The sequence below is a fragment of the Fusobacterium sp. genome (genome assembly GCF_030528405.1).
In the GTDB taxonomy this organism is placed as follows: Bacteria; Fusobacteriota; Fusobacteriia; order Fusobacteriales; family Fusobacteriaceae; genus Fusobacterium.
Genome location: NZ_JAUMYY010000022.1, coordinates 1 through 20070, shown reverse-complemented (window position 1 = coordinate 20070; position 20070 = coordinate 1). Strand labels below are relative to the sequence as shown.

The 20070-nt window shown below is 29.9% G+C and carries 17 protein-coding genes; all 17 read left to right on the top strand.

Annotated features, from left to right (window positions below; translation table 11 throughout):
- Positions 1-66: 66 nt before the first annotated feature.
- The 17 genes from fabF (at position 67) to Q4A58_RS04960 (ending at position 19698) form a co-directional block, all read left to right on the top strand.
- Positions 67-1308: a beta-ketoacyl-ACP synthase II gene (gene fabF / locus Q4A58_RS05040; protein ID WP_303117081.1), complete on the top strand. Its 1242-nt coding sequence runs from the start codon at positions 67-69 to the stop codon at positions 1306-1308.
- Positions 1309-1329: 21 nt separating this feature from the next.
- Positions 1330-2031 carry a ribonuclease III gene (gene rnc, locus Q4A58_RS05035; protein WP_303117080.1) on the top strand — a complete coding sequence of 234 codons (702 nt, stop codon included), beginning with the start codon at positions 1330-1332 and terminating at the stop codon, positions 2029-2031.
- Entirely contained in the window at positions 2018-3043 is a 1026-nt protein-coding gene (locus Q4A58_RS05030; RefSeq protein ID WP_303117079.1) for an elongator complex protein 3, read from the top strand. The genes rnc and Q4A58_RS05030 overlap by 14 nt, the downstream gene beginning before the upstream one ends.
- Entirely contained in the window at positions 3040-4455 is a 1416-nt protein-coding gene (locus Q4A58_RS05025) for an Rne/Rng family ribonuclease (protein WP_303117078.1), read from the top strand. Before Q4A58_RS05030 ends, Q4A58_RS05025 begins: the two co-directional genes overlap by 4 nt.
- 13 nt (positions 4456-4468) lie before the next feature.
- On the top strand, positions 4469-4960 hold the full coding sequence (coaD, locus tag Q4A58_RS05020; RefSeq protein ID WP_303117075.1) for a pantetheine-phosphate adenylyltransferase: 492 nt from the start codon (positions 4469-4471) through the stop codon (positions 4958-4960).
- 3 nt (positions 4961-4963) lie between these two features.
- A complete protein-coding gene (gene radA, locus Q4A58_RS05015) occupies positions 4964-6334 on the top strand; it encodes a DNA repair protein RadA (protein ID WP_303117073.1) in 1371 nt (456 codons plus the stop codon).
- On the top strand, positions 6327-7385 hold the full coding sequence (gene disA / locus Q4A58_RS05010) for a DNA integrity scanning diadenylate cyclase DisA (protein ID WP_303117071.1): 1059 nt from the start codon (positions 6327-6329) through the stop codon (positions 7383-7385). Before radA ends, disA begins: the two co-directional genes overlap by 8 nt.
- 171 nt (positions 7386-7556) lie before the next feature.
- Positions 7557-8069 carry a hypothetical protein gene (locus Q4A58_RS05005; protein WP_303117069.1) on the top strand — a complete coding sequence of 171 codons (513 nt, stop codon included), beginning with the start codon at positions 7557-7559 and terminating at the stop codon, positions 8067-8069.
- Positions 8066-9505 carry an ankyrin repeat domain-containing protein gene (locus Q4A58_RS05000; RefSeq protein ID WP_303117066.1) on the top strand — a complete coding sequence of 480 codons (1440 nt, stop codon included), beginning with the start codon at positions 8066-8068 and terminating at the stop codon, positions 9503-9505. The genes Q4A58_RS05005 and Q4A58_RS05000 overlap by 4 nt, the downstream gene beginning before the upstream one ends.
- Before the next feature lie 10 nt (positions 9506-9515).
- Entirely contained in the window at positions 9516-10487 is a 972-nt protein-coding gene (locus tag Q4A58_RS04995; protein WP_303117063.1) for an ankyrin repeat domain-containing protein, read from the top strand.
- A gap of 115 nt (positions 10488-10602) precedes the next feature.
- Positions 10603-10797 (top strand): heavy-metal-associated domain-containing protein, encoded by a 195-nt coding sequence (locus Q4A58_RS04990; protein ID WP_303117061.1) that lies wholly within the window; start codon positions 10603-10605, stop codon positions 10795-10797.
- Positions 10797-13055 (top strand): heavy metal translocating P-type ATPase, encoded by a 2259-nt coding sequence (locus Q4A58_RS04985; RefSeq protein WP_303117059.1) that lies wholly within the window; start codon positions 10797-10799, stop codon positions 13053-13055. Before Q4A58_RS04990 ends, Q4A58_RS04985 begins: the two co-directional genes overlap by 1 nt.
- Positions 13056-13173: 118 nt before the next feature.
- Positions 13174-16116 carry an autotransporter outer membrane beta-barrel domain-containing protein gene (locus Q4A58_RS04980; RefSeq protein WP_303117056.1) on the top strand — a complete coding sequence of 981 codons (2943 nt, stop codon included), beginning with the start codon at positions 13174-13176 and terminating at the stop codon, positions 16114-16116.
- 138 nt (positions 16117-16254) lie between these two features.
- Positions 16255-17634: a TIGR00366 family protein gene (locus Q4A58_RS04975; protein WP_303117053.1), complete on the top strand. Its 1380-nt coding sequence runs from the start codon at positions 16255-16257 to the stop codon at positions 17632-17634.
- A gap of 76 nt (positions 17635-17710) precedes the next feature.
- On the top strand, positions 17711-18364 hold the full coding sequence (locus Q4A58_RS04970) for a CoA transferase subunit A (RefSeq protein WP_303117051.1): 654 nt from the start codon (positions 17711-17713) through the stop codon (positions 18362-18364).
- A gap of 17 nt (positions 18365-18381) precedes the next feature.
- Positions 18382-19032 carry a 3-oxoacid CoA-transferase subunit B gene (locus Q4A58_RS04965; protein WP_303117049.1) on the top strand — a complete coding sequence of 217 codons (651 nt, stop codon included), beginning with the start codon at positions 18382-18384 and terminating at the stop codon, positions 19030-19032.
- A 6-nt stretch (positions 19033-19038) separates the two neighbouring features.
- Complete coding sequence (locus Q4A58_RS04960) at positions 19039-19698, top strand: N-glycosylase/DNA lyase (protein ID WP_303117047.1); 660 nt, start codon at positions 19039-19041, stop codon at positions 19696-19698.
- The last annotated feature ends 372 nt before the right edge of the window (positions 19699-20070 follow it).

The window sequence follows — 20070 nt, the reverse complement described above, 5'->3', positions numbered from 1 at the left end:
TAAAAGTACGGGGTATATTATTTATATCCCGTTTTATTTAATGAGGAAGAAGAATAGAGGAGGCCTATGAAAAGAGTAGTAGTGACAGGAGTTGGTTTAATATCAGCTTTGGGAGTAGGAACAGAAGCAACATGGGAAAAACTTATATCTGGTGAAACGGGTATAGATACATTGACTTCTTATGATACAACAGATATGCCAGTTAAAATTGCTGGTGAAGTGAAAGGGTTTGATCCAGAGAGCTTTGGCATAGAAAAGAAAGAACTAAAAAAATTGTCAAGAAATACACAATTTGCAATAGCAGCTTCAAAGATGGCTTTAGAAGATGCTAAATTGAAAATAGACGAAACAAATGCTAATGAAACAGGTCTTATAATATCATCTGGTATAGGCGGAATGGAGATTTTTGAGGAACAGCTAAAAGTAATGTTCGAAAAAGGAGTAAAAAGAATATCACCATTTACAATACCCGCTATGATAGCAAATATGTCTTCTGGAACAACAGCAATTTATCTAGGAGCTAAAGGTCCAAATAAAACAATAGTAACAGCCTGTGCCTCGGGAACACATTCAGTAGGAGAAGGAATGGAATTGATTCGTCATGGTAGGGCAAAAGTTATGATAGTAGGTGGGACAGAAGCTTGTATAACAGCATTTGGAATGAATTCTTTTGCAAATATGAAAGCGCTCTCAACAAGAAATGATAGCCCTAAGACAGCTTCAAGACCTTTTTCAGCAGACAGAGATGGCTTTGTAATGGGAGAAGGGGCTGGAGTGTTGATACTTGAAGAACTTGAATATGCTTTAGAAAGAGGAGCTAAGATATATGCTGAACTTGTTGGTTTTGGTGAAAGTTGTGATGCCCATCATATAACAGCACCAGTTGAAACAGGAGAAGGGGCTATAAGAGCTATGAAAATAGCACTTGAAGATGCAAAAATAGCACTTGAAGATGTTACATATATAAATGCACATGGAACATCAACACCTGCAAATGATGTAATAGAAACTAGAGCAATAAAATCTCTTTTTGGAGCTCATGCTTATAATTTATATGTATCTTCAACAAAGGGAGCCACAGGACATGGACTTGGAGCAGCAGGAGGAATTGAAGCAGCTATATTGGCAAAAACAATTGAAACAGGAATAATTCCTCCAACTTTAAACTTAGAAAACCCTGATACAGAATGTGACTTAAATTATGTAGCAAATAAATCAATCAAAACAGATGTAAGAGTTGCCATGTCTAATTCTTTAGGTTTTGGGGGACATAATTCTGTAATTGTAATGAAAAAATTTGAAAAATAAAAATAGAGAGAGGAGAGGCTTGTGAAGAATCTTTTAGATTTAGAACATAAATTAAACTACTATTTTAATAATAGAAATTTATTGAAAAATGCTCTCCTACATAAATCTTTTGGTAATGAACACAAAAAATATAAAAATGTCAATAATGAAAGGCTAGAACTGTTAGGAGACTCAGTTCTAGCTCTTGTTGTTGCAGAATATTTGTATAAACATAAGGATTATAATGAAGGTACTATGGCAAAAGTTAAATCAATGGTAGTAAGTGAGCCAATACTTGCAAGAATTTCACGAGAATTGACAATAGGAAATTACTTAATGTTAAGTAAAGGAGAAGAAAATTCTGGAGGAAGAGATAGAGATTCAATTTTATGTGATGCATTTGAAGCTATTTTAGGAGCTATTTACATTGATTCCAATTTAAGAGAGGCTAAAAATTTTGCACTTAGTCATATCAGAAAATATATTGATAATATAGAAGAAAATGAAGAGATTTTAGATTATAAGACAATACTGCAAGAATATGCTCAGAAAGAATTTAAGACAATTCCAAATTATAAATTAATTTCAGAGTCAGGACCAGATCATATGAAAGAATTTGAAATCGAAGTTACTATTATGGGTTATACAGGAAGAGCTAAGGCTAGAAATAAAAAAAAGGCTGAGCAATTATCAGCAAAGGATTTATGTGCAAGGTTAGGAGTAAAATTCAATGAAACACTATAATATACCTGTTTTTATAAGTCACTTTGGTTGTCCAAATTCTTGCGTATTTTGCAACCAAAAAAAAATAAATGGTAGAGAAACAGATATTAGTTTGAAAGATTTAAAAAATATAATAGATACTCATTTAAAAACTCTTCCAAAAAAATCCATAAAACAAGTGGCGTTTTTTGGTGGAACTTTTACAGGAATATCTATGGATTTACAAAAAGAATATTTAAAAGTAGTAAAAGAATATATTGATAGAGGAGATATTGAAAGTATAAGAATATCCACAAGACCAGATTGCATAAATATAGATATTTTAAAACAACTGAAAAAGTATAAAGTTAAAACAATAGAACTAGGTATACAATCATTGGATAATGAAGTTTTGGATGCAACAGATAGAAGATATGATGAAGGAATTGTTGAAAATTCTTGTAAGCTTATAAAAGAATTTGATTTTGAATTGGGAGTACAAATAATGGTAGGTTTACCTTGTTCGAACCTAGAAAAAGACTATGAGACAGCAAAAAGATGTTTGAAACTAAGCCCAGATATAGCAAGAATATATCCTACACTTGTCATTAGTGGAACTGAACTTCAGAGAATGTATTTACGAGGAGAATATAAGCCACTTAATCTAGAGGAAGCGATTGAGAGAACTAAAAAAATATATTGTTTATTTGAATTAAATGGAGTCAATATAATTAGAGTAGGTTTACAGGCCAGTGAAGATTTAACTTCTGAAGGAGTAATATTAGCAGGACCTTTTCATCCTGCATTTAGAGAGCTAGTTTTAAATAAAATATATTATAATTTTTTAAAAAAGATTTATCAGAAGGAAGGAAAATTAAACATAGAACTCAATGAAAAACTAATTTCAAAAGTTGTTGGTCAAAAAGGAATTAATAAAAGAAAATTTCACCCTAACTTTAAGATAAAAATTAGTTCAGATTTAAATGAAAAAAATATAAAGATAAATGGAAGACTCTATGAAAAGAAAGAAATATTGCTAGGAGAGTTAGAATGAAAAGATTGGTAGTATCTTCTGGAGACTATGAAAATAAACTTGCCTTGCTTGAAAATGATAAACTTGTGGAAATTTTAATTGAGAGAATTAATGAAGAAGATATTTCGAGAAATTTTTATAAGGCTAGGGTAGTGGATATAGTTGATGGAATAGAAAGTATTTTTGTAGATATGGGTTTTGAAAAAAATGCTTTTTTAAATGTAAGTAAATTAAAGAATAAAAAAATTTTTAATAAAAATGAAGATATATTAGTTCAAGTAGAGGCTAACCTTCGGGATGATAAAAGTATAAAATTAACTTTAGACTACTCTATTTCAAGTAAAAATTTAGTTCTACTGCCAAACAGTTCAAAAGGGCTTTTATTTTCTTCTAAAATAAGAGAAGACCTAGAAAAAGAACGACTAAGAGATATATTTTCAAAGCTTATTAAAGATAAAGGGCTTATAATAAGAACTTCTGCACTTTTTATACCAGAGGAAGAGTTAAAAAAAGAATATGAAAGTTTGATTTTGAAATGGGAAACTATTAACAAAAATTTTAAAAAAGCGAGAAACGGAGGCTTAGTATACTCACAAAATTCAATTACTGAAAAATTATTTCAGGAATATCTTGATGAGAGCATAGATGAATTTATTGTATGTGGTGAAGAAATTTTCACAAAGATTAAGGAATATATAGAAAATAATAATTTAAAAAGTTTATATAAAAAACTAAAAAAATTTTTTAAAGATGAAGATATATTTGAATACTATGGTATCAATAGACAGATAAAAAATGCATTGAACAGAAAAGTTTGGCTCAATTCAGGGGGATACTTAGTAATAGAAAAAACAGAAGCATTAGTTAGTATAGATGTAAATAGTGGAGGAAATACTAAAGAAAAAAGTCTAGAGGATGTAGCAACCAAAACTAATTTAGAAGCAGCTGTTGAAATTGTCAGACAAATGAGGCTTAGAAATTTGGCTGGAATTATAGTGATTGATTTTATAGATATGAAGAAAAATTCTAATAAAAAATTAATTTTAAAAACATTGGAAAATGAATTGAAAAGTGATAAAATGAAGACAACTATAATCAATTATAGCTCTCTTAATTTATTACAGCTTACAAGACAAAGAGAAGGATTTGAACTTTCTAAATACTATCAAGAATTTTGCCCTCACTGTCATGGCACGGGCTTTATAAGATCAAGTGAAAGGATAGTTCTGGAAATTCTTGAAGAATTAAAAAAATCTTTCAATGAATTAGATATAAAAAATGTAGAGCTTCTAGCTGAAAAAGCTATACTGGAAAAAATAGAAAAAGATTATATTGATTATATTGAAATTCTATCTAAAAAGAAAAATAAAAAAGTAATTTTCATTGAAGAAAATAATTTGGAAAAGAATTATAAAATTAATTTATATAGATAATAAGGAGAACGAGATGAAAATAGCTGTATATGCTGGAAGTTTTGATCCTTTAACTAAAGGTCATCAGGATATAATCGAAAGGGCTTTAAGAATTATGGATAAGCTTATAATCGTTGTTATGAATAATCCTAAAAAGACATATTGGTTTAATCTTGAAGAGAGGAAGGAGCTTATAAAGAAAGTTTTTAGAGAGAATAATAAGATTCAGATAGATGAATATGCTGGGCTTTTGGTAGAATTCATGGAAAAGAAAAATACTAAAACTATTGTTAAAGGTGTTAGAGATGTTAAGGATTTTTCTGAAGAAATGGTATATTCTTTTGCTAATAAAGATTTATCGAATGGAGAAATAGATACAATACTTATTCCAAGTTCAAAAGATTATACCTATGTCAGTTCAACTTTTGTTAAGGAAGTAGCCTTTTATAACCAAGATTTAACAAAGTATGTGGATGAAAGAATAGCACAGGATATATTGGCTAGAGCAAAAAAATATAGAGGTTAAATTATGGCAAGATTAAAAATGATATATTCTTGTATTGAGTGTGGCTACAGAAGCCCTAAATGGGTAGGAAAATGTCCACAATGTGGTTCTTGGTCTAGTTTTGAAGAAGAAGAAGAATTGTCCAGAGAGATAAAAAAAATATTAAACTCAGATTCAAAAAATCTTAAAGTTTTTGAATTTAAAGATGTAGAATACAGTAATGAAGATAGATATAAAACGGGCATAGAGGAATTTGATAGATTGTTAGGTGGAGGTCTTTTAAAAGGAGAAGTTGTTTTAGTAACTGGAAATCCTGGAATAGGTAAATCAACCTTACTTTTACAGGTCATAGCAGCTTATAAAAAATATGGAGATGTATTATATATTTCAGGAGAAGAGTCTGTTGAACAAATTAAAAATAGAGGAGATAGACTTAAAATTTTAGGTGAGAAGATATATCTTATGTCTGAAATGGATATTTTGAATATTTATGAATATATTGTAAATAATAAACCTAAGGTTGTAGTTGTGGATTCCATTCAAACTTTATATAATTCAAATTTAGATTCTATTTCAGGAACAACAACACAGATAAGAGAGTGTACTTTAAAAATTATAGAACTGGCAAAAAAACATAATATTTCCTTTTTCATAGTTGGACATATAACAAAAGATGGAAAGGTAGCAGGACCTAAACTATTGGAACATATGGTTGATGCAGTTTTTAATTTTGAAGGAGAAGAAGGTTTATTCTATAGAGTTTTAAGAAGTTCTAAAAATAGATTTGGCTCAACAAATGAGATAGCTGTTTTTAGTATGGAAGAAAATGGAATGAAGGAAGTTAAAAATTCCTCTGAATATTTTTTGAGCGAGAGAGAAGAAAAGAATATAGGAAGTATGGTAGTACCAATTTTGGAAGGTACAAAGGTATTTATTTTAGAAATACAAGCTCTTATTACGGATTCAACAATAGGAATACCAAAGAGAGTAGTTCAAGGTTATGATAGAAATAGGATACAAATTTTGACAGCAATAGCTGAAAAGAAGATGAATATTCCTTTGGGTTTAAAAGATTTATTTGTAAATGTTCCAGGTGGTCTTGCAATTAAAGATCCAGCAGCTGATTTAGGAGTACTTATTTCTATTCTATCTGTATTTAAAGGTTTCTCTATAAGTCAGAAGATAGCTGCAGTAGGAGAGTTAGGCTTGAGAGGAGAAATAAGAAAAGTTTTTTTCTTAGATAAAAGACTAAGGGAGCTAGAAAAATTAGGTTTCACAGGAGTTTATGTTCCAGAAGCCAATAGAAAAGAAATTGAAAAGAAAAAGTATAAATTAAAATTAATATTTTTGAAAAATTTAGATGATTTGTTGGAAAGGATGAAAAAAAATGATTAATAGTGATTTTAAAGATTTACTTTCAAAGGTTGCTCCTGGAACAGAATTGAGAAAGGGGATATATAATATATTAGATGCTTCAATAGGAGCGCTTATAGTCATTGGCTATGATGAAGAAATAGAGAAAGTTAGAGATGGAGGTTTTTTTATAAATTGTGATTATACCCCAGAGAAAATTTTTGAGCTATCTAAAATGGATGGTGCTATAATCATTGATGAGAACTGTGAAAAAATACTATATGCGAATGTTCATATACAAGCCGATAAATCATATTCGACAACTGAGAGTGGAACAAGACATAGGACTGCTGAAAGAACTGCAAAACAATTAAAGAAAGGTGTAATAGCAATATCGGAGAGAAAGAAATCTGTAACTGTATACAAGGGAGATTTTAAATATAGATTGAAGAATCTAGAAGAACTTTATATAGAAGCTTCTCAAGTTTTAAAGACCCTTGAAAGATACAGGTATGTTTTAGATAGAGAACTAAATAACCTGACAATTTTAGAGCTAGACGATTTGGTTACTATATATGATGTTGCTAAGACTTTACAAAGATTTGAGATGATAAGAAGAATCAAGGAAGAAATGGATACAAATCTTTTAGAGTTTGGAACGGAAGGAAGAATAATCAATTTGCAAGTATCAGAATTAATCTTGGATTTAGATAAGGAAGAAGAGAATTTCTTAAAAGATTATATTAATGATGGTGAAGATATAGTTGAAGTAAAAAAATATCTAAAAAGTCTTACTGATAATGAACTTCTAGAGATGGAAAATCTGTCCTTTGCTTTAGGTTATAATAAATCTTATTCTTCATTGGATAATAAAGTTTCTGCAAGGGGATACAGAACACTTGCCAAAATAAGTAAATTGACAAAGAAAGATATTGAAAAGATAGTAAGTACTTTTGAAAATCTTTCTGATATACAAGAAGTAACAGATGAAGACTTTTCTGATATAAAAATAAGTAAGTTCAAAATAAAGGCTCTTAAAACTGGAATAAACAGATTAAAATTTACTTTGGGTCTAAAAGAATATCAATCATAAAATTTTTAATAACTTTGTTGGGAAATAAAATTCTGACAAAGTTTTTTTATATTAGAAAAATATAAATTAATATATTTTCTAGCTTTTTTGCTAATAAAGTAATTAAAAATATTTGATTTTTTTAGTAAATTTAGGTATACTTTTACAAAAGGAATAAAGAGGGAGGGATTTATGCTTAAAGAAAGTAAAGCTTTTCTAAAAAAAGAAGATAAACCAAGAGAAATTAATGAAATAGTTTGGTTTGAGCAAGGAATCTTAGCCTTAAATTTTGAAAGAATTATGGAAGCAGCACAGTATTTTTTTTTCTTGGAAGAAAGTAAAAATAGTGCTGTTTTTTTTAATTTAGCTCTTTGTTTTTTTAGAGTTGAAAATTATGAAGAGAGTTATATGTATTTACAAAAAGCATTATTTGAACTTCCTAGAAATTTAAATGGGACATCATTTGGAGCTAATCTTCTAAATATGAAAAAATATGAAGAAGAAAATGAAGCATATAAAGAACCCATGCTGTACCTGACTCCAATACAATTTCCTAATTTGGCTAGAGAACAGATTTTAAGGTTACTTGTTGATATACTTTTTCTTTTAAATAAAAAAGATGAAATGTTGAAAGTTATAAGTTCTTTACAAAATAAAAATTATAGAAATATAAAAGAAAAATTGAAAAAGGAGTTGAAGATATGACTAGAAATGAAATTAGAAGAGAGTACAAATATAAGGCTAAGGAAGAAATACTTGAAATGTACAAACTTGCTGATCTTAATGAAACAGATAATGGTGAAAGCTTATTACATTTAGCTGCAACTTTTGCAGATAGTTTAGCAATTGAATATCTTCTTTCAAAGGGAGCAGATCCCAATATGGAAGATTCAGTAGGTCAACGACCTCTTGATTTTTTAGCAAAAGAAAACAGATATTATGATGTGACAGAAGAAGAAGTAAAAAAATGTACTGATTTATTGTTATCAGCTAAAGCAAGCACTATGAGAAGAGATGGAGATGGCAGAACATCAGTTATCAATGCAGCACAGGAAGCTCGTTATGAAATATTAGAAGTTATGCTTGAAAAAGGTTCAAAAATGACATTGCCAGATAGAGAGGGAAATACAGCATTACATATAGTTTGTAAAAATATTCCAAGAAGAGCTAAACCTGAAGAGGAAGAAAAATATTTTAAATGTGTAAAAATTTTACTCGAAGCAGGTTTAGAGCCAGAAGCTAAAAATAACTATAACCAAACGGCAATAGATTTTTCAATAGAAAGAGGTAGTAAAAAAATAACAGCTCTTCTTCAAGGAAATTATGAAGAAGGAGATAGAAACAGTCTTGCTGTTAAAACAGGAGGAATGGATATATTCCAAGCTATTGAAAAGGCAGATTATGAAGCAATAAAAGCTAATTTAGAACTTGGAACAGATAAGAATATGCTTTCAGAAACAGAAGGAAAATTTGAAGGAATGACTCCATTGGGAATGGCATGCTATATTTTAGATTTAGAAAGTGTAAAAATTTTACTGGAAAGTGGAGCAGATCCAAATTTTAAAAATTCAGAAGGAGAAACTGCAATTTCAAAATGGTTTAGCTATCTTGGAGATTTTTATTTTCATTTTGAAAAATTTAATGTAGTGGAACAAATTTTTAAATTGTTATTAGAACATGGTTTAAAGATTAATGAAATAATAGATCAGGAAGGAAATACAGCTCTGACAAAAGCAGCTTCATATATTGAAAGAGCAAGTAATTATAATGGAAAAACTCTTTGTGGAATAATTCTAAAACAACTTTTGGCTAAAAATTGTAATGTTAATTGTAGAAACTCAGAAGGACAAACGGCATTAATGCTACTTGCTATGAGTAGAGCAGATGAGGCAAGTGATATTATAATTCAACTTTTGGAAATGGAAGCAGAAGTAGATGCAGTAGATAAATATGGAAATACAGTTCTAATGTATGCAGCAAAGAATTTAAAAAAATTAGCTGGAAAGGAAACAGCGGAATTATTATTTGATTTTGGAGATCCTCAAATAGATTATATTAATAATGAGGGAAAAACAGCTATGGAATTAGCAACAGAAAACGATAATGAAGAATTGGTTAAATATCTATTGATGAAAGGATAGGGGATAAATTATGGATACAAGTATGATTTTCTTAAATGCCTGTAAAAACAATCAAAAAGGTGTAGTTCAAGCTTTTATAAAAAAGGGGGGTATTGATTTTAATAAAAGAGATCCACTTGGAAATACAGCACTATTTTATGCGAGTATGAAAGGCAATAGAGATATAGCAAAATTATTATTGGAAAATGGAGCAGATTCATCAATAGCTAACAACGCTAGTATGACAGCACTTCACGCTGTATCTAAAAGTGGAAATAAAGATATAATTTCTCTTTTATTGGAGAATGGAGCGGATATAAATGTCACAGATAATGAGGGGAAAACACCTCTTATGTATTCTCTAGCAGAAAAGAGAACCGAAACTGCCAAATATTTAATAGAAAAAGGGGCAGAAATAGATATAGTTGATAATGATGGGCATAAGGCAATTGATTATGCAACGGCATTCGGTTTGAGAGATATTGTTAGTCAATTGTCTACAGTAGAAAGTAAAAATAGTTTTGGTAATACCCCACTTCACCAAGCTTGTTATAATGAACAGACAGAAGTTGTAAGAGAACTTTTGAAAAATGGAGGTATAGATTTAAATGCCCTTAATGACAGCGGAAATACGCCTTTAATTATTGCAGCAATTAAAGGAAACTTAATTATAACACAACTGTTACTTGCAGCTGGAGCAGATTCAAAACAACGATTACTAAATGGAAATACTCCACTTCACTTTGCAGCAGAATGGGGGAATCAACATATAGGTAAGGCACTATTGGAAGCTGGAGCGGAAATAAACGCACAAAATGAAGTGGGAGAAAGCCCGTTACATATTGCAGCAGCCGAAGGCAGAAATGAATTTGTAAATCTTTTATTAGAAAATGGAGTAAATGTAAATTTAGTAGATAACAGCCAAAATACAGCACTATTTTATGCTTCTGAAAGAGGATATACAGAAATTGTAGAACAGTTAATTATAGCAGGTGCAGAATAGATATTTATAATTGAGTGAAGAAAACTAAAATTTACAAAGTTAGTAAAAAAATGTGATATAATATCTTTATCCAGTACTGGATAAGGATATTTTAATTACAAAGAGGAGGATAAAAATGAAAAAAGTTTTAAAAATAGACGGAATGGGATGTGAACATTGTATAAAATCTGTAAGAGATGCGCTTAGCACTTTGGATAATTTAAATATAATTGAAGTAAAATTAGGAGAGGCAATAATTGAAATAAAAGAAGAAAAGCAGATAACAAAAGTAAAAGAGGTTTTAGAGGATGCTGGTTATGAGGTGATGTAATGGATGAAAAAGAATATAAAAAAGCTGAGTTAAAAATAGAAGGCATAACATGTCAGGCCTGTGTTGCCAAGATAGAGAGAAAACTCTCAAAGACGGAAGGTGTAAAAAAGGCTGTAGTAAATATTTCCAATAATATGGGGAATATAAGTTATGATGAAGGTCAAATAAAACTGAGTGAAATAATAAAAATAATAGAAAAGCTTGGATATGAGCCTAAGAGAAAAGAAGATTTAAAACCTGATGAAAAAGTCTTAGAAAAAAGATTGAAAAAGGAGCTTAGAAAATCACAAATAATTATAATAATATCTATAATAGTTATGTATATATCAATGGGACATATGGTGGGTTTACCAATACCAACTATAATTTCTCCAGAATATAATGCTATAAATTTTGCAAATATTCAGTTTGTTCTTACAGTTATAGTTATGTTTCTTGCAGGTAGATACTATAGAGTGGGTATAAGGCAGTTGTACTTCAGAAGTCCTAATATGGATAGTCTTATAGCTATAGGAACAGGAGCAGCTTTTTTATATAGTTTATATGTGACTTATAGAATTTATTTGGGTCATCATCATATGGCTCATTCTCTTTATTATGAATCTGCTACTATGATAATTGCCTTTATAATTTTGGGAAAATATCTTGAAAATTTGAGCAAGGGGAAAACCTCAGAAGCTATTAGAAAACTTGTAAATTTTCAGTCTAAAAAAGCCAATATAATAAGAGATGATAAAATAATTGAAGTTGATATAGATGAAGTAAGCTCAGGAGATATTGTTCTTGTAAAGCCTGGAGAGAAAATTCCTGTTGACGGTGAAATTATTGAAGGGCACAGTACGGTTGATGAAGCAATGTTGACAGGTGAGAGCATTCCAGTTGAAAAAGAAAAAGGTCATAAAGTTTATAGTGGAAGTATTAACAAAGATGGGAGTCTAAGAATTAAAACTTTAGCTACTAAAGGAGATACGCTTTTATCAAAGATTGCTAAATTAGTTGAAGATGCTCAAATGACAAAAGCACCAATAGCAAAGTTAGCAGACAGAATTTCTTTATATTTTGTTCCTGTAGTTATAGGAATTGCGATTCTATCGGCTATTATATGGTCATTGTCAATAAAATATAATTTTGTAAAAATAAATGCTAGTCCTACAGAATTTGTATTGACTATATTTGTTTCTGTTTTAATAATTGCCTGCCCTTGCTCTTTAGGGCTTGCGACTCCTACAGCAATTATGGTAGCAACTGGAAAAGGAGCAGAATTAGGTATACTAATAAAATCAGGTGAAGGGCTAGAAAGATTAGGACATATAGATACTGTTGTATTTGATAAAACTGGAACTCTTACAAGAGGAGAACCAAGGCTTATAGAAATAATTCCAAAAGAGCTTGACAAAGATGAAGCCTTAAAAATTGCCGCTTCATTGGAAGTTAATTCTGAACACCCTTTAGGAAAGGCTATTTATGAAGAAGCTAAAGAAAAAAATCTAGACTTATATTCAACAGAGAACTTTACTTCAATATCTGGTAGAGGTGTAATTGCAGATATAAATGGCAAAAAATATATTTTGGGAAACAGAAAACTTTTAAAAGATTATAATATTGTAAATAACTATGATGAAGAAATAAAAAAATTTGAGGAACAAGGAAGAACTGCTGTATTTTTAGCTGATGAAAAAGAATTGATAGGAATTTTTACCTTGGCTGATATTCCAAGAGAGGAAAGTAAAGAACTGGTAAAGAATTTAAAGGAAAAAAATATTGACAGCTATATGCTTACTGGAGATAATTATCAAACAGCAAAAGCTATGGCAAATTTACTTGGCATAGAAAATATTCTGGCAGAGGTAAGTCCAGAGGATAAGTATAAAAAAATAAAAGAACTTCAAGACGAAGGAAAGAGAGTTGCAATGGTTGGAGATGGAATTAATGATTCGCCAGCTCTTGCTCAAGCCAATGTAGGAATAGCTTTAGGAAGTGGTACAGATATAGCTATAGAAAGTGCAGATATAGTTTTAATGAATAAAAATATAAATATGGTTTTAACAGCCATTAGACTTAGCCAAGCAACTTTAAGAAATATAAAGCAAAATCTTTTTTGGGCTTTTATATACAATGTTATTGGCATACCGATAGCTGCAGGATTTCTTTATTTAATAAATGGGCATCTTTTAAACCCTATGATCGCAGGTTTAGCTATGGGTTTAAGTTCTGTATCAGTTGTAACAAATGCATTAAGATTAAGAAAATTCAAATAAGAAAAACCCAATTAAGTAAACATATTACATTTTTTGCTGAAAAATAAAAACTTATCTTTTTATAAAAAATATCAAAATTAAGATAGATAATAAAAAATGGAAAGGATGGTTATTGGAAATGAAAAAACAGGGTTACTTAAAAAAATTATTTGGTTTGAGCTCTTTAGTAATGATAGGAATGAACACTTATTCTATTGAAGCTCCAGTAGATTCACAAGGCAGATGGGAAATTTTCAATGGAAATTATGAAATCACAACAAATGCTAATAAGTCAATGAATTTACATAATTATTCTGCTCTCCATGTGAGCGGAAATTCAAAACTGGAAATAAAAACACCCTTGGATCTTGATATTAAAGTTCAAAAAAATGCTAGAGAAGATGCATGGGCATTAGGAATGCTTATAAATGGAAATAATCAGGGAACACCTCAGATAAAAGCAGGAGACATAAATCTAAAAATGAGACCTTTAACAGCTCTAGGTATAACTGAAACTGCTGGGATTGAAATTGATGGAGGGGCTAAACTTGAGGCTGACAATGTAAATATAGATATAGTCCATCAAGCAGAAAGCTTAAGAAACCCTATCTTAGCTCCACATGAAGATACAATTGGAATATTATTTACTGGTTCAGTTGACGATTTAGGTGGAGGAAATTTACTTCGTTATCCTGAAAGACTTACAGAAGCTAAAATAAATAATTCTAATATAAAAGTTTCAAATACAAAAGACTCTGATAGTGATATTTTAAATTATTCTATGGAAGGAATTGTATTGCAGAGATATGATAATAAATCCTATAATTCTAAAATTGAGATAACAGGAGATCTAAATATAGAAATTTCAGATATAAGTACAAAACAAAATGCCAATAAATTAGCAGGAATTAATGTTTTTGGTGAAGATACCAAACTAACTATGAAAAATTCAAAAATAGTTTTAAAGGGTGAAGGAAAATTAGAAGATTCCGCAGCAATATTAATAGGTGATTTTTCACCTGTTGATTTATCAGATCCAAATGATCCTTATTATGGGCACCCTAATAGAAATGGTTTAGTTGAATCAAAGGGGAAAATGATTATAGACACAACAGAAGCCCCTAGAGTCAGTGCCATATATATGAGAGGAAATGAATCAAAGTTAGATGCAAATTTTTCAGGAAGCTCAGCAGAAATTAAAGTTGGAAGTACAGCAATAACTTTTGGTAAAAAGTATGGTTCATTTGAAAATAATAAGTATATAATTAAAGAAGAAAACGCTTCAAATCAGATTGTAAATTTAAAGGATGCAATTATAAGCTCTATGGAATTATTACCTTTATCTGGAGGAAAAATAGATGCTTTAATTAATGTAGAAGAAGAAGTAAGAAATGCAACTTTAAATTTAAATGGAGGAAAAACTAAGGCTGTAGTTACGAATATACCTCTTCTATTTGTAGGTGATGGAGGAGATATAACATTTAATGTGAGTGATAAGGCTTTTGTACAAGGAGGAGTACAAAATAGGCTGACAGGTGTCAGCAGAGTTAATATATCTGGAGAAGCTATTTGGAAATTGCCAAATGTTGGTTTAGCTTCCAATGTAACTTATACTAAATTAAGTTCAGGCGGAATATTGGATGCGACAGCTATTGATAATACAGGAGGAATGGGTTATACAATAAAAACTTATGCCAATAAGAATGAGCTAAATTTTATAAATGATGGCGGTATTATAACAATGGCAAATGGAAAGTATGATGATAAACTTATAATTCATGGAAACTATAGTGCAAAAAATGGAGAATTGAGGGTAAATACCTTATGGAATGCACCAGATAAATCTGTTTCAGACTTACTTATTATAGAAGGTGAAGCAAAGGGAATAACAAACGTAAAAGCTGTAAGTTTGGATGGAACTGAGAATATAATTGATGGAAATGTTACGAAAGTTAAAGAACTTATGAATTCAGTTCCAGTAGTTCAAGTTGGAAAAGCAAAAGAGGGTGCTTTTAGAGGAAAAGCAAAAACGACTGGAGCAGGAGAAGTTCAACTTGGTAGTAGGATAAATTCTGATGGAGAAAGAGAATTTTTCTGGACAACAAGCAAAGTAACATATTCAAATGAAGAAAAAGAACTATATTCAGCAGTAGTTCCTGCCTATACAAGTACAATTAAGTCTAACCTAGACTTAGGTTTTACAACTATCGGAACTTTGTATGAGCGTAGAGGAGAGAATAAACAGCTCACAGATAAAAAAGGAGAAGCATGGGTTCGTGTTATAGGAAAAAATTATGAAAATAATGGAAAAGAACGTTTTAATATAGACAGTGAAATCTATGGAGTACAAACAGGATATGATTTTGGAATAAAAGAAAACAGTAAAGGAATACTTAAAACAGGGTTTTATATTGCTCATGTAACAGCAAACAATAAATTTTATGATAGATATAGAGCGGAAAATGGTGAGTGGGCTGCTGATAAATATACTGGAGCATCAAAAACAAAAGATTTGAGCTTTGGTATTACTGCAACAAAGTATTACAACACAAATACTTATTTGGACTTAGTAGGACAATTTTCTATTTTAAATAATAAATATACGTCAAGAGATAATGAAAAAGCGCAGCAAAGAGGAAATAGTTATTTATTATCAGCAGAATTAGGAAAATCTTACAAATTAAGTGATACATGGGGAATAGAACCTCAAGTTCAACTTATATATCAATATTTAAAACTTAAAAATTTCAATGATGGGGTTAGAGAAGTTAAATATGAAAATAATAATTCCTTAAGAGGTCGTTTCGGTTTTAAATTACAAAAAAATAAATATAGTAAAACAAAATTTTATGCACTTGCTAATCTTTGGCATGATTTTCAAAATGATATTGAAACTAGTATAGGCAGAGATAAAGTAAAGGAAAAATATTCTTCAACTTGGGGAGAAGTTGGTATAGGTTTAGAACATTCACTTACGCAATCAACTTCAATATACGGAGATATAAGACATGAAAAATCTTTTAACTCTAAAACTAAATATAGCTCTTATAGAGGAACAATAGGTTTAAAATATTCTTGGTAAATTATAAAAAAAATATTTTTTAGAAAACCTTAAATATAATTTGTAAAAATACTCATAAAATAAGATTATAAGGGGCTTGACTTTATTTAACAAAAAGTATATCATTTAGGTAATATAAAAAATAATAAGGAGTGTATTATGGAAAATACAACAAAAGAGAGAAAAGGCTTATTTAAAAAATTCACAGCAGGCTGCGTTTATATAATGCAGAGATACTTACCTGATCCATTTATATTTTGTGCTTTATTGACATTTATAGTATTTATTGGTTCAGTTCTTCTAACAGGTTCTGGTCCTATGGATGTTATAAAACATTGGAGTAATGGATTTTGGTCATTGCTAGCATTTTCTATGCAAATGGCATTAGTACTAGTAACAGGGCATGCTATGGCAAGCTCAAAATTTTTTAAAAATATTTTATCAGGTATTGCGTCTGGAATAAAAGGACCTAAACAAGCTATATTAATAGTTTCAGTGGTTTCAGCAATAGCGTGTGCTTTAAACTGGGGGTTTGGTTTAGTAATAGGAGCAATTTTTGCAAAAGAGATAGCAAAAAAGGTTAAGGGAATAGATTATAGACTTCTTATTGCATCAGCTTATACAGGTTTCTTAGTATGGCATGGAGGTCTTTCTGGTTCTGTTCCATTACAACTTGCAAGTGGAGGAGAAGCTTTAGCAAAACAAACAGCAGGAGCGGTTACAAATTCTATACCAGTTTCTCAAACTCTTTTTTCACCTATGAATTTATTTATACTTATAGGCTTACTTGTGATAGTTCCTTTGGTAAATGTTGCAATGTTTCCTAGTAAAGATGAGATTGTAGAAGTTGATTCAAAATTATTATATGAACCAATTAATGAAGAACTTGAATATTCTAAGATGACTCCAGCAGAAAAGATGGAAAACAGCAGAATAATTTCATTACTTTTATCGATAATGGGCTTTTCATATATAGTATATTATTTTATGACAAAAGGTTTTTCTTTAAATTTAAATATAGTTAATTTTATTTTTATGTTTTTAGGTATTTTCTTACATGGAACGCCAAAAAAATATTTAAATGCAGTATTTGAAGCAGTTAAGGGTTCAGCAGGAATATTACTACAATTTCCATTTTATGCTGGAATAATGGGAATAATGACAGGTGCTGATGCAAATGGTAATTCTTTAGCAGTTCTTATGTCTAATTTCTTTGTAAATATTTCAACACCTAGAACCTTCCCTGTATTTTCATTTATAAGTGCAGGACTTGTGAATTTCTTTGTTCCTTCAGGTGGAGGGCAATGGGCAGTTCAAGCTCCTATAATAATGCCAGCAGGTCAAGCTTTGGGAGTACCAATAGCTAAATCAGCTATGGCGATAGCATGGGGAGATGCATGGACAAATATGATACAACCATTCTGGGCATTGCCAGCATTAGGAATTGCAGGTTTAGGTGCAAAAGATATAATGGGGTATTGTCTAATAATAACAATTGTATCAGGATTATTTATTTCTATAGGATTTTTATTATTCTAATTTCTAATTTACTAAATATTATTAAAATTAAAAAATTATATAATACATTAAAATATTATAAATTAAGGAGGATAAGATGAAAGAAAAATTAGTTTCAATGGAAGAAGCTATATCGCATATTAAAGATGGTATGACCATTCATGTTGGAGGATTTCTAGCTTGTGGAACTCCAGAATCAATAGTTACGGCTCTGATAGAAAAGGGAGTAAAAAATTTAACAATAGTATGTAATGATTCTGGTTTTGTAGATAGAGGAGTAGGAAGACTTATAGTTAACAATCAAGTAAAAAAAGTTATAGCTAGTCATATAGGAACAAATCCTGAAACTGGTAGAAAAATGCAATCTGGAGAAATGGAAGTTGAACTAGTTCCTCAAGGAACTTTAGCTGAAAGAGTAAGAGCAGCTGGTTATGGTTTGGGAGGAGTTTTAACTCCAACTGGTTTGGGAACAATAGTTCAAGAAGGAAAAGAGATAGTAAAAGTGGACGGTAAAGATTTTCTATTAGAAAAACCTATTAAAGCTGATGTTGCTTTAATATTTGGAACAACAGTTGATGAAATGGGAAATGTTATATGTGCTAAAACAACAAAGAATTTTAACCCATTAATGGCTACTGCGGCTGATTTAGTTATTGTTGAAGCAGCTGAATTAGTTCCAGGTGGAAGTATAGATCCTGATCATATAGATATATCGAGAATATTTGTGGATTATATAGTAAAAACTAAATAAGGGAAGGTGAAGATTAAATGGAAATGGATAAAAATACAATAAGGGAAGTTATTGCAAAAAGAGTTGCAAAAGAATTCTCAGATGGTTATGTAGTAAATCTAGGTATAGGTCTTCCAACTCTTGTTGCTAACTATGTTGGAGATATGGATGTTATTTTTCAAAGTGAAAATGGTTGTATAGGTGCAGGACCAGCTCCTGAACCAGGAAAGGAAGATCCTTATTTAACAAATGCAGGGGCAGGATTTATAACAGCAGCTAAAGGAGCCATGTTTTTTGATTCTGCAATGTCTTTTGGAATTATCAGAGGAGGACATGTTGATGCTACAGTATTAGGAGCATTAGAAGTAGATAAACATGGTAATTTATCTAACTGGATGATACCAGGTAAAAAAGTTCCAGGAATGGGAGGAGCAATGGATCTTGTTGTTGGAGCAAAGAAAGTAATAGTAGCTATGGAGCATACAGCAGGAGGAGCAGCTAAAATTTTAAATGAATGTAAACTTCCTTTTACAGCAGTTGGAGTAGTTGATTTAATAATTACAGAAAAAGCTGTTTTTGAAGTTAATGAGAAAGGTCTTAAGCTTATAGAGATAACACCTTACTCATCATTAGAGGATATAAAAGCCAATACTGAAGCTGATTTTGAAATAGCTGAAGGTTTAGTATAAAATTATATGAAAAAAAATGATTATTTTAAAGAAATAGAAAAGATTTATAAAGAAATAAAGCCTCAAATAGAAAAAAGATTACAAGATTTTAAAAATGTTTGGGATAATGGAACAAATGAAGATGTTCATTTAGAATTGTCTTTCTGTATCTTAACTCCACAATCTAAAGCTATAAATGCTTGGAAAGCAATAACAAACTTAAATGAAAAAGGCTTAATTTTTAAAGCCTCAGCAGAAGAAATGGTTGAATACTTAAATATAGTACGTTTCAAAAATAACAAGGCTAAATATTTGGTTGAGTTAAGAGAACAGATGACAGATAAAGATTCTAAAAAGATAATAACGAAAGATTTTTTTTCATCAATTCCTGATATTTTTGAAAGAAGAAATTGGATAGTAAAGAATATTAAGGGTATGTCTTATAAAGAAGCAGGACACTTTTTAAGAAATGTTGGTTTTGGTCAAGACTTGGCAATACTTGATAGACATATTTTAAAAAATTTACAAAAGCTTGAAGTTATAGAAGATATACCTAAAACATTGAACCCTAAATTATATCTTGAAATAGAGAAAAAAATGAGGAAGTACTGTGAATCAGTAAAAATACCTATGGATGAAATGGATATTTTACTTTGGTATAAAGAGGTTGGAGAAATATTCAAATAATATAGAATAATTTAAAATTAAATAAACTGTTTTAAATAAGACTGTTGTTATTTTATATTTTTGCTTATGTTTATTTTAAAGGAGCTAACTAATGGATTTCTAATTATTTATGGTAGACTTAAAAATTTTCATAATGCAAAAAGTCATTTAAATTACAACAGTTTTTATTTTTTAAATTTTATAAGCGCTTTTTTACGTTTACTTTTTATTTTTAAACGAATACTATACTAATAAGAAATAGAAAACGTGTATTTCAAGTATGATATTAAAAATTATATAAATTACTATAAATGAATTTATTAAAAGAGGTGATAGAAATGAAAAAAATTATTACAATAGGTGCTATTGTATTATCAGTAGCTACTTATGCAC

Bases quoted from the DNA above. Each gene is read 5' to 3' on its own strand.
- fabF (WP_303117081.1), top strand. From the start codon at position 67: ATGAAAAGAGTAGTAGTGACAGGAGTTGGTTTAATATCAGCTTTGGGA.
- Q4A58_RS05030 (WP_303117079.1), top strand. From the start codon at position 2,018: ATGAAACACTATAATATACCTGTTTTTATAAGTCACTTTGGTTGTCCA.
- Q4A58_RS05025 (WP_303117078.1), top strand. From the start codon at position 3,040: ATGAAAAGATTGGTAGTATCTTCTGGAGACTATGAAAATAAACTTGCC.
- coaD (WP_303117075.1), top strand. From the start codon at position 4,469: ATGAAAATAGCTGTATATGCTGGAAGTTTTGATCCTTTAACTAAAGGT.
- radA (WP_303117073.1), top strand. From the start codon at position 4,964: ATGGCAAGATTAAAAATGATATATTCTTGTATTGAGTGTGGCTACAGA.
- disA (WP_303117071.1), top strand. From the start codon at position 6,327: ATGATTAATAGTGATTTTAAAGATTTACTTTCAAAGGTTGCTCCTGGA.
- Q4A58_RS05005 (WP_303117069.1), top strand. From the start codon at position 7,557: ATGCTTAAAGAAAGTAAAGCTTTTCTAAAAAAAGAAGATAAACCAAGA.
- Q4A58_RS05000 (WP_303117066.1), top strand. From the start codon at position 8,066: ATGACTAGAAATGAAATTAGAAGAGAGTACAAATATAAGGCTAAGGAA.
- Q4A58_RS04995 (WP_303117063.1), top strand. From the start codon at position 9,516: ATGGATACAAGTATGATTTTCTTAAATGCCTGTAAAAACAATCAAAAA.
- Q4A58_RS04990 (WP_303117061.1), top strand. From the start codon at position 10,603: ATGAAAAAAGTTTTAAAAATAGACGGAATGGGATGTGAACATTGTATA.
- Q4A58_RS04985 (WP_303117059.1), top strand. From the start codon at position 10,797: ATGGATGAAAAAGAATATAAAAAAGCTGAGTTAAAAATAGAAGGCATA.
- Q4A58_RS04980 (WP_303117056.1), top strand. From the start codon at position 13,174: ATGAAAAAACAGGGTTACTTAAAAAAATTATTTGGTTTGAGCTCTTTA.
- Q4A58_RS04975 (WP_303117053.1), top strand. From the start codon at position 16,255: ATGGAAAATACAACAAAAGAGAGAAAAGGCTTATTTAAAAAATTCACA.
- Q4A58_RS04970 (WP_303117051.1), top strand. From the start codon at position 17,711: ATGAAAGAAAAATTAGTTTCAATGGAAGAAGCTATATCGCATATTAAA.
- Q4A58_RS04965 (WP_303117049.1), top strand. From the start codon at position 18,382: ATGGAAATGGATAAAAATACAATAAGGGAAGTTATTGCAAAAAGAGTT.
- Q4A58_RS04960 (WP_303117047.1), top strand. From the start codon at position 19,039: ATGAAAAAAAATGATTATTTTAAAGAAATAGAAAAGATTTATAAAGAA.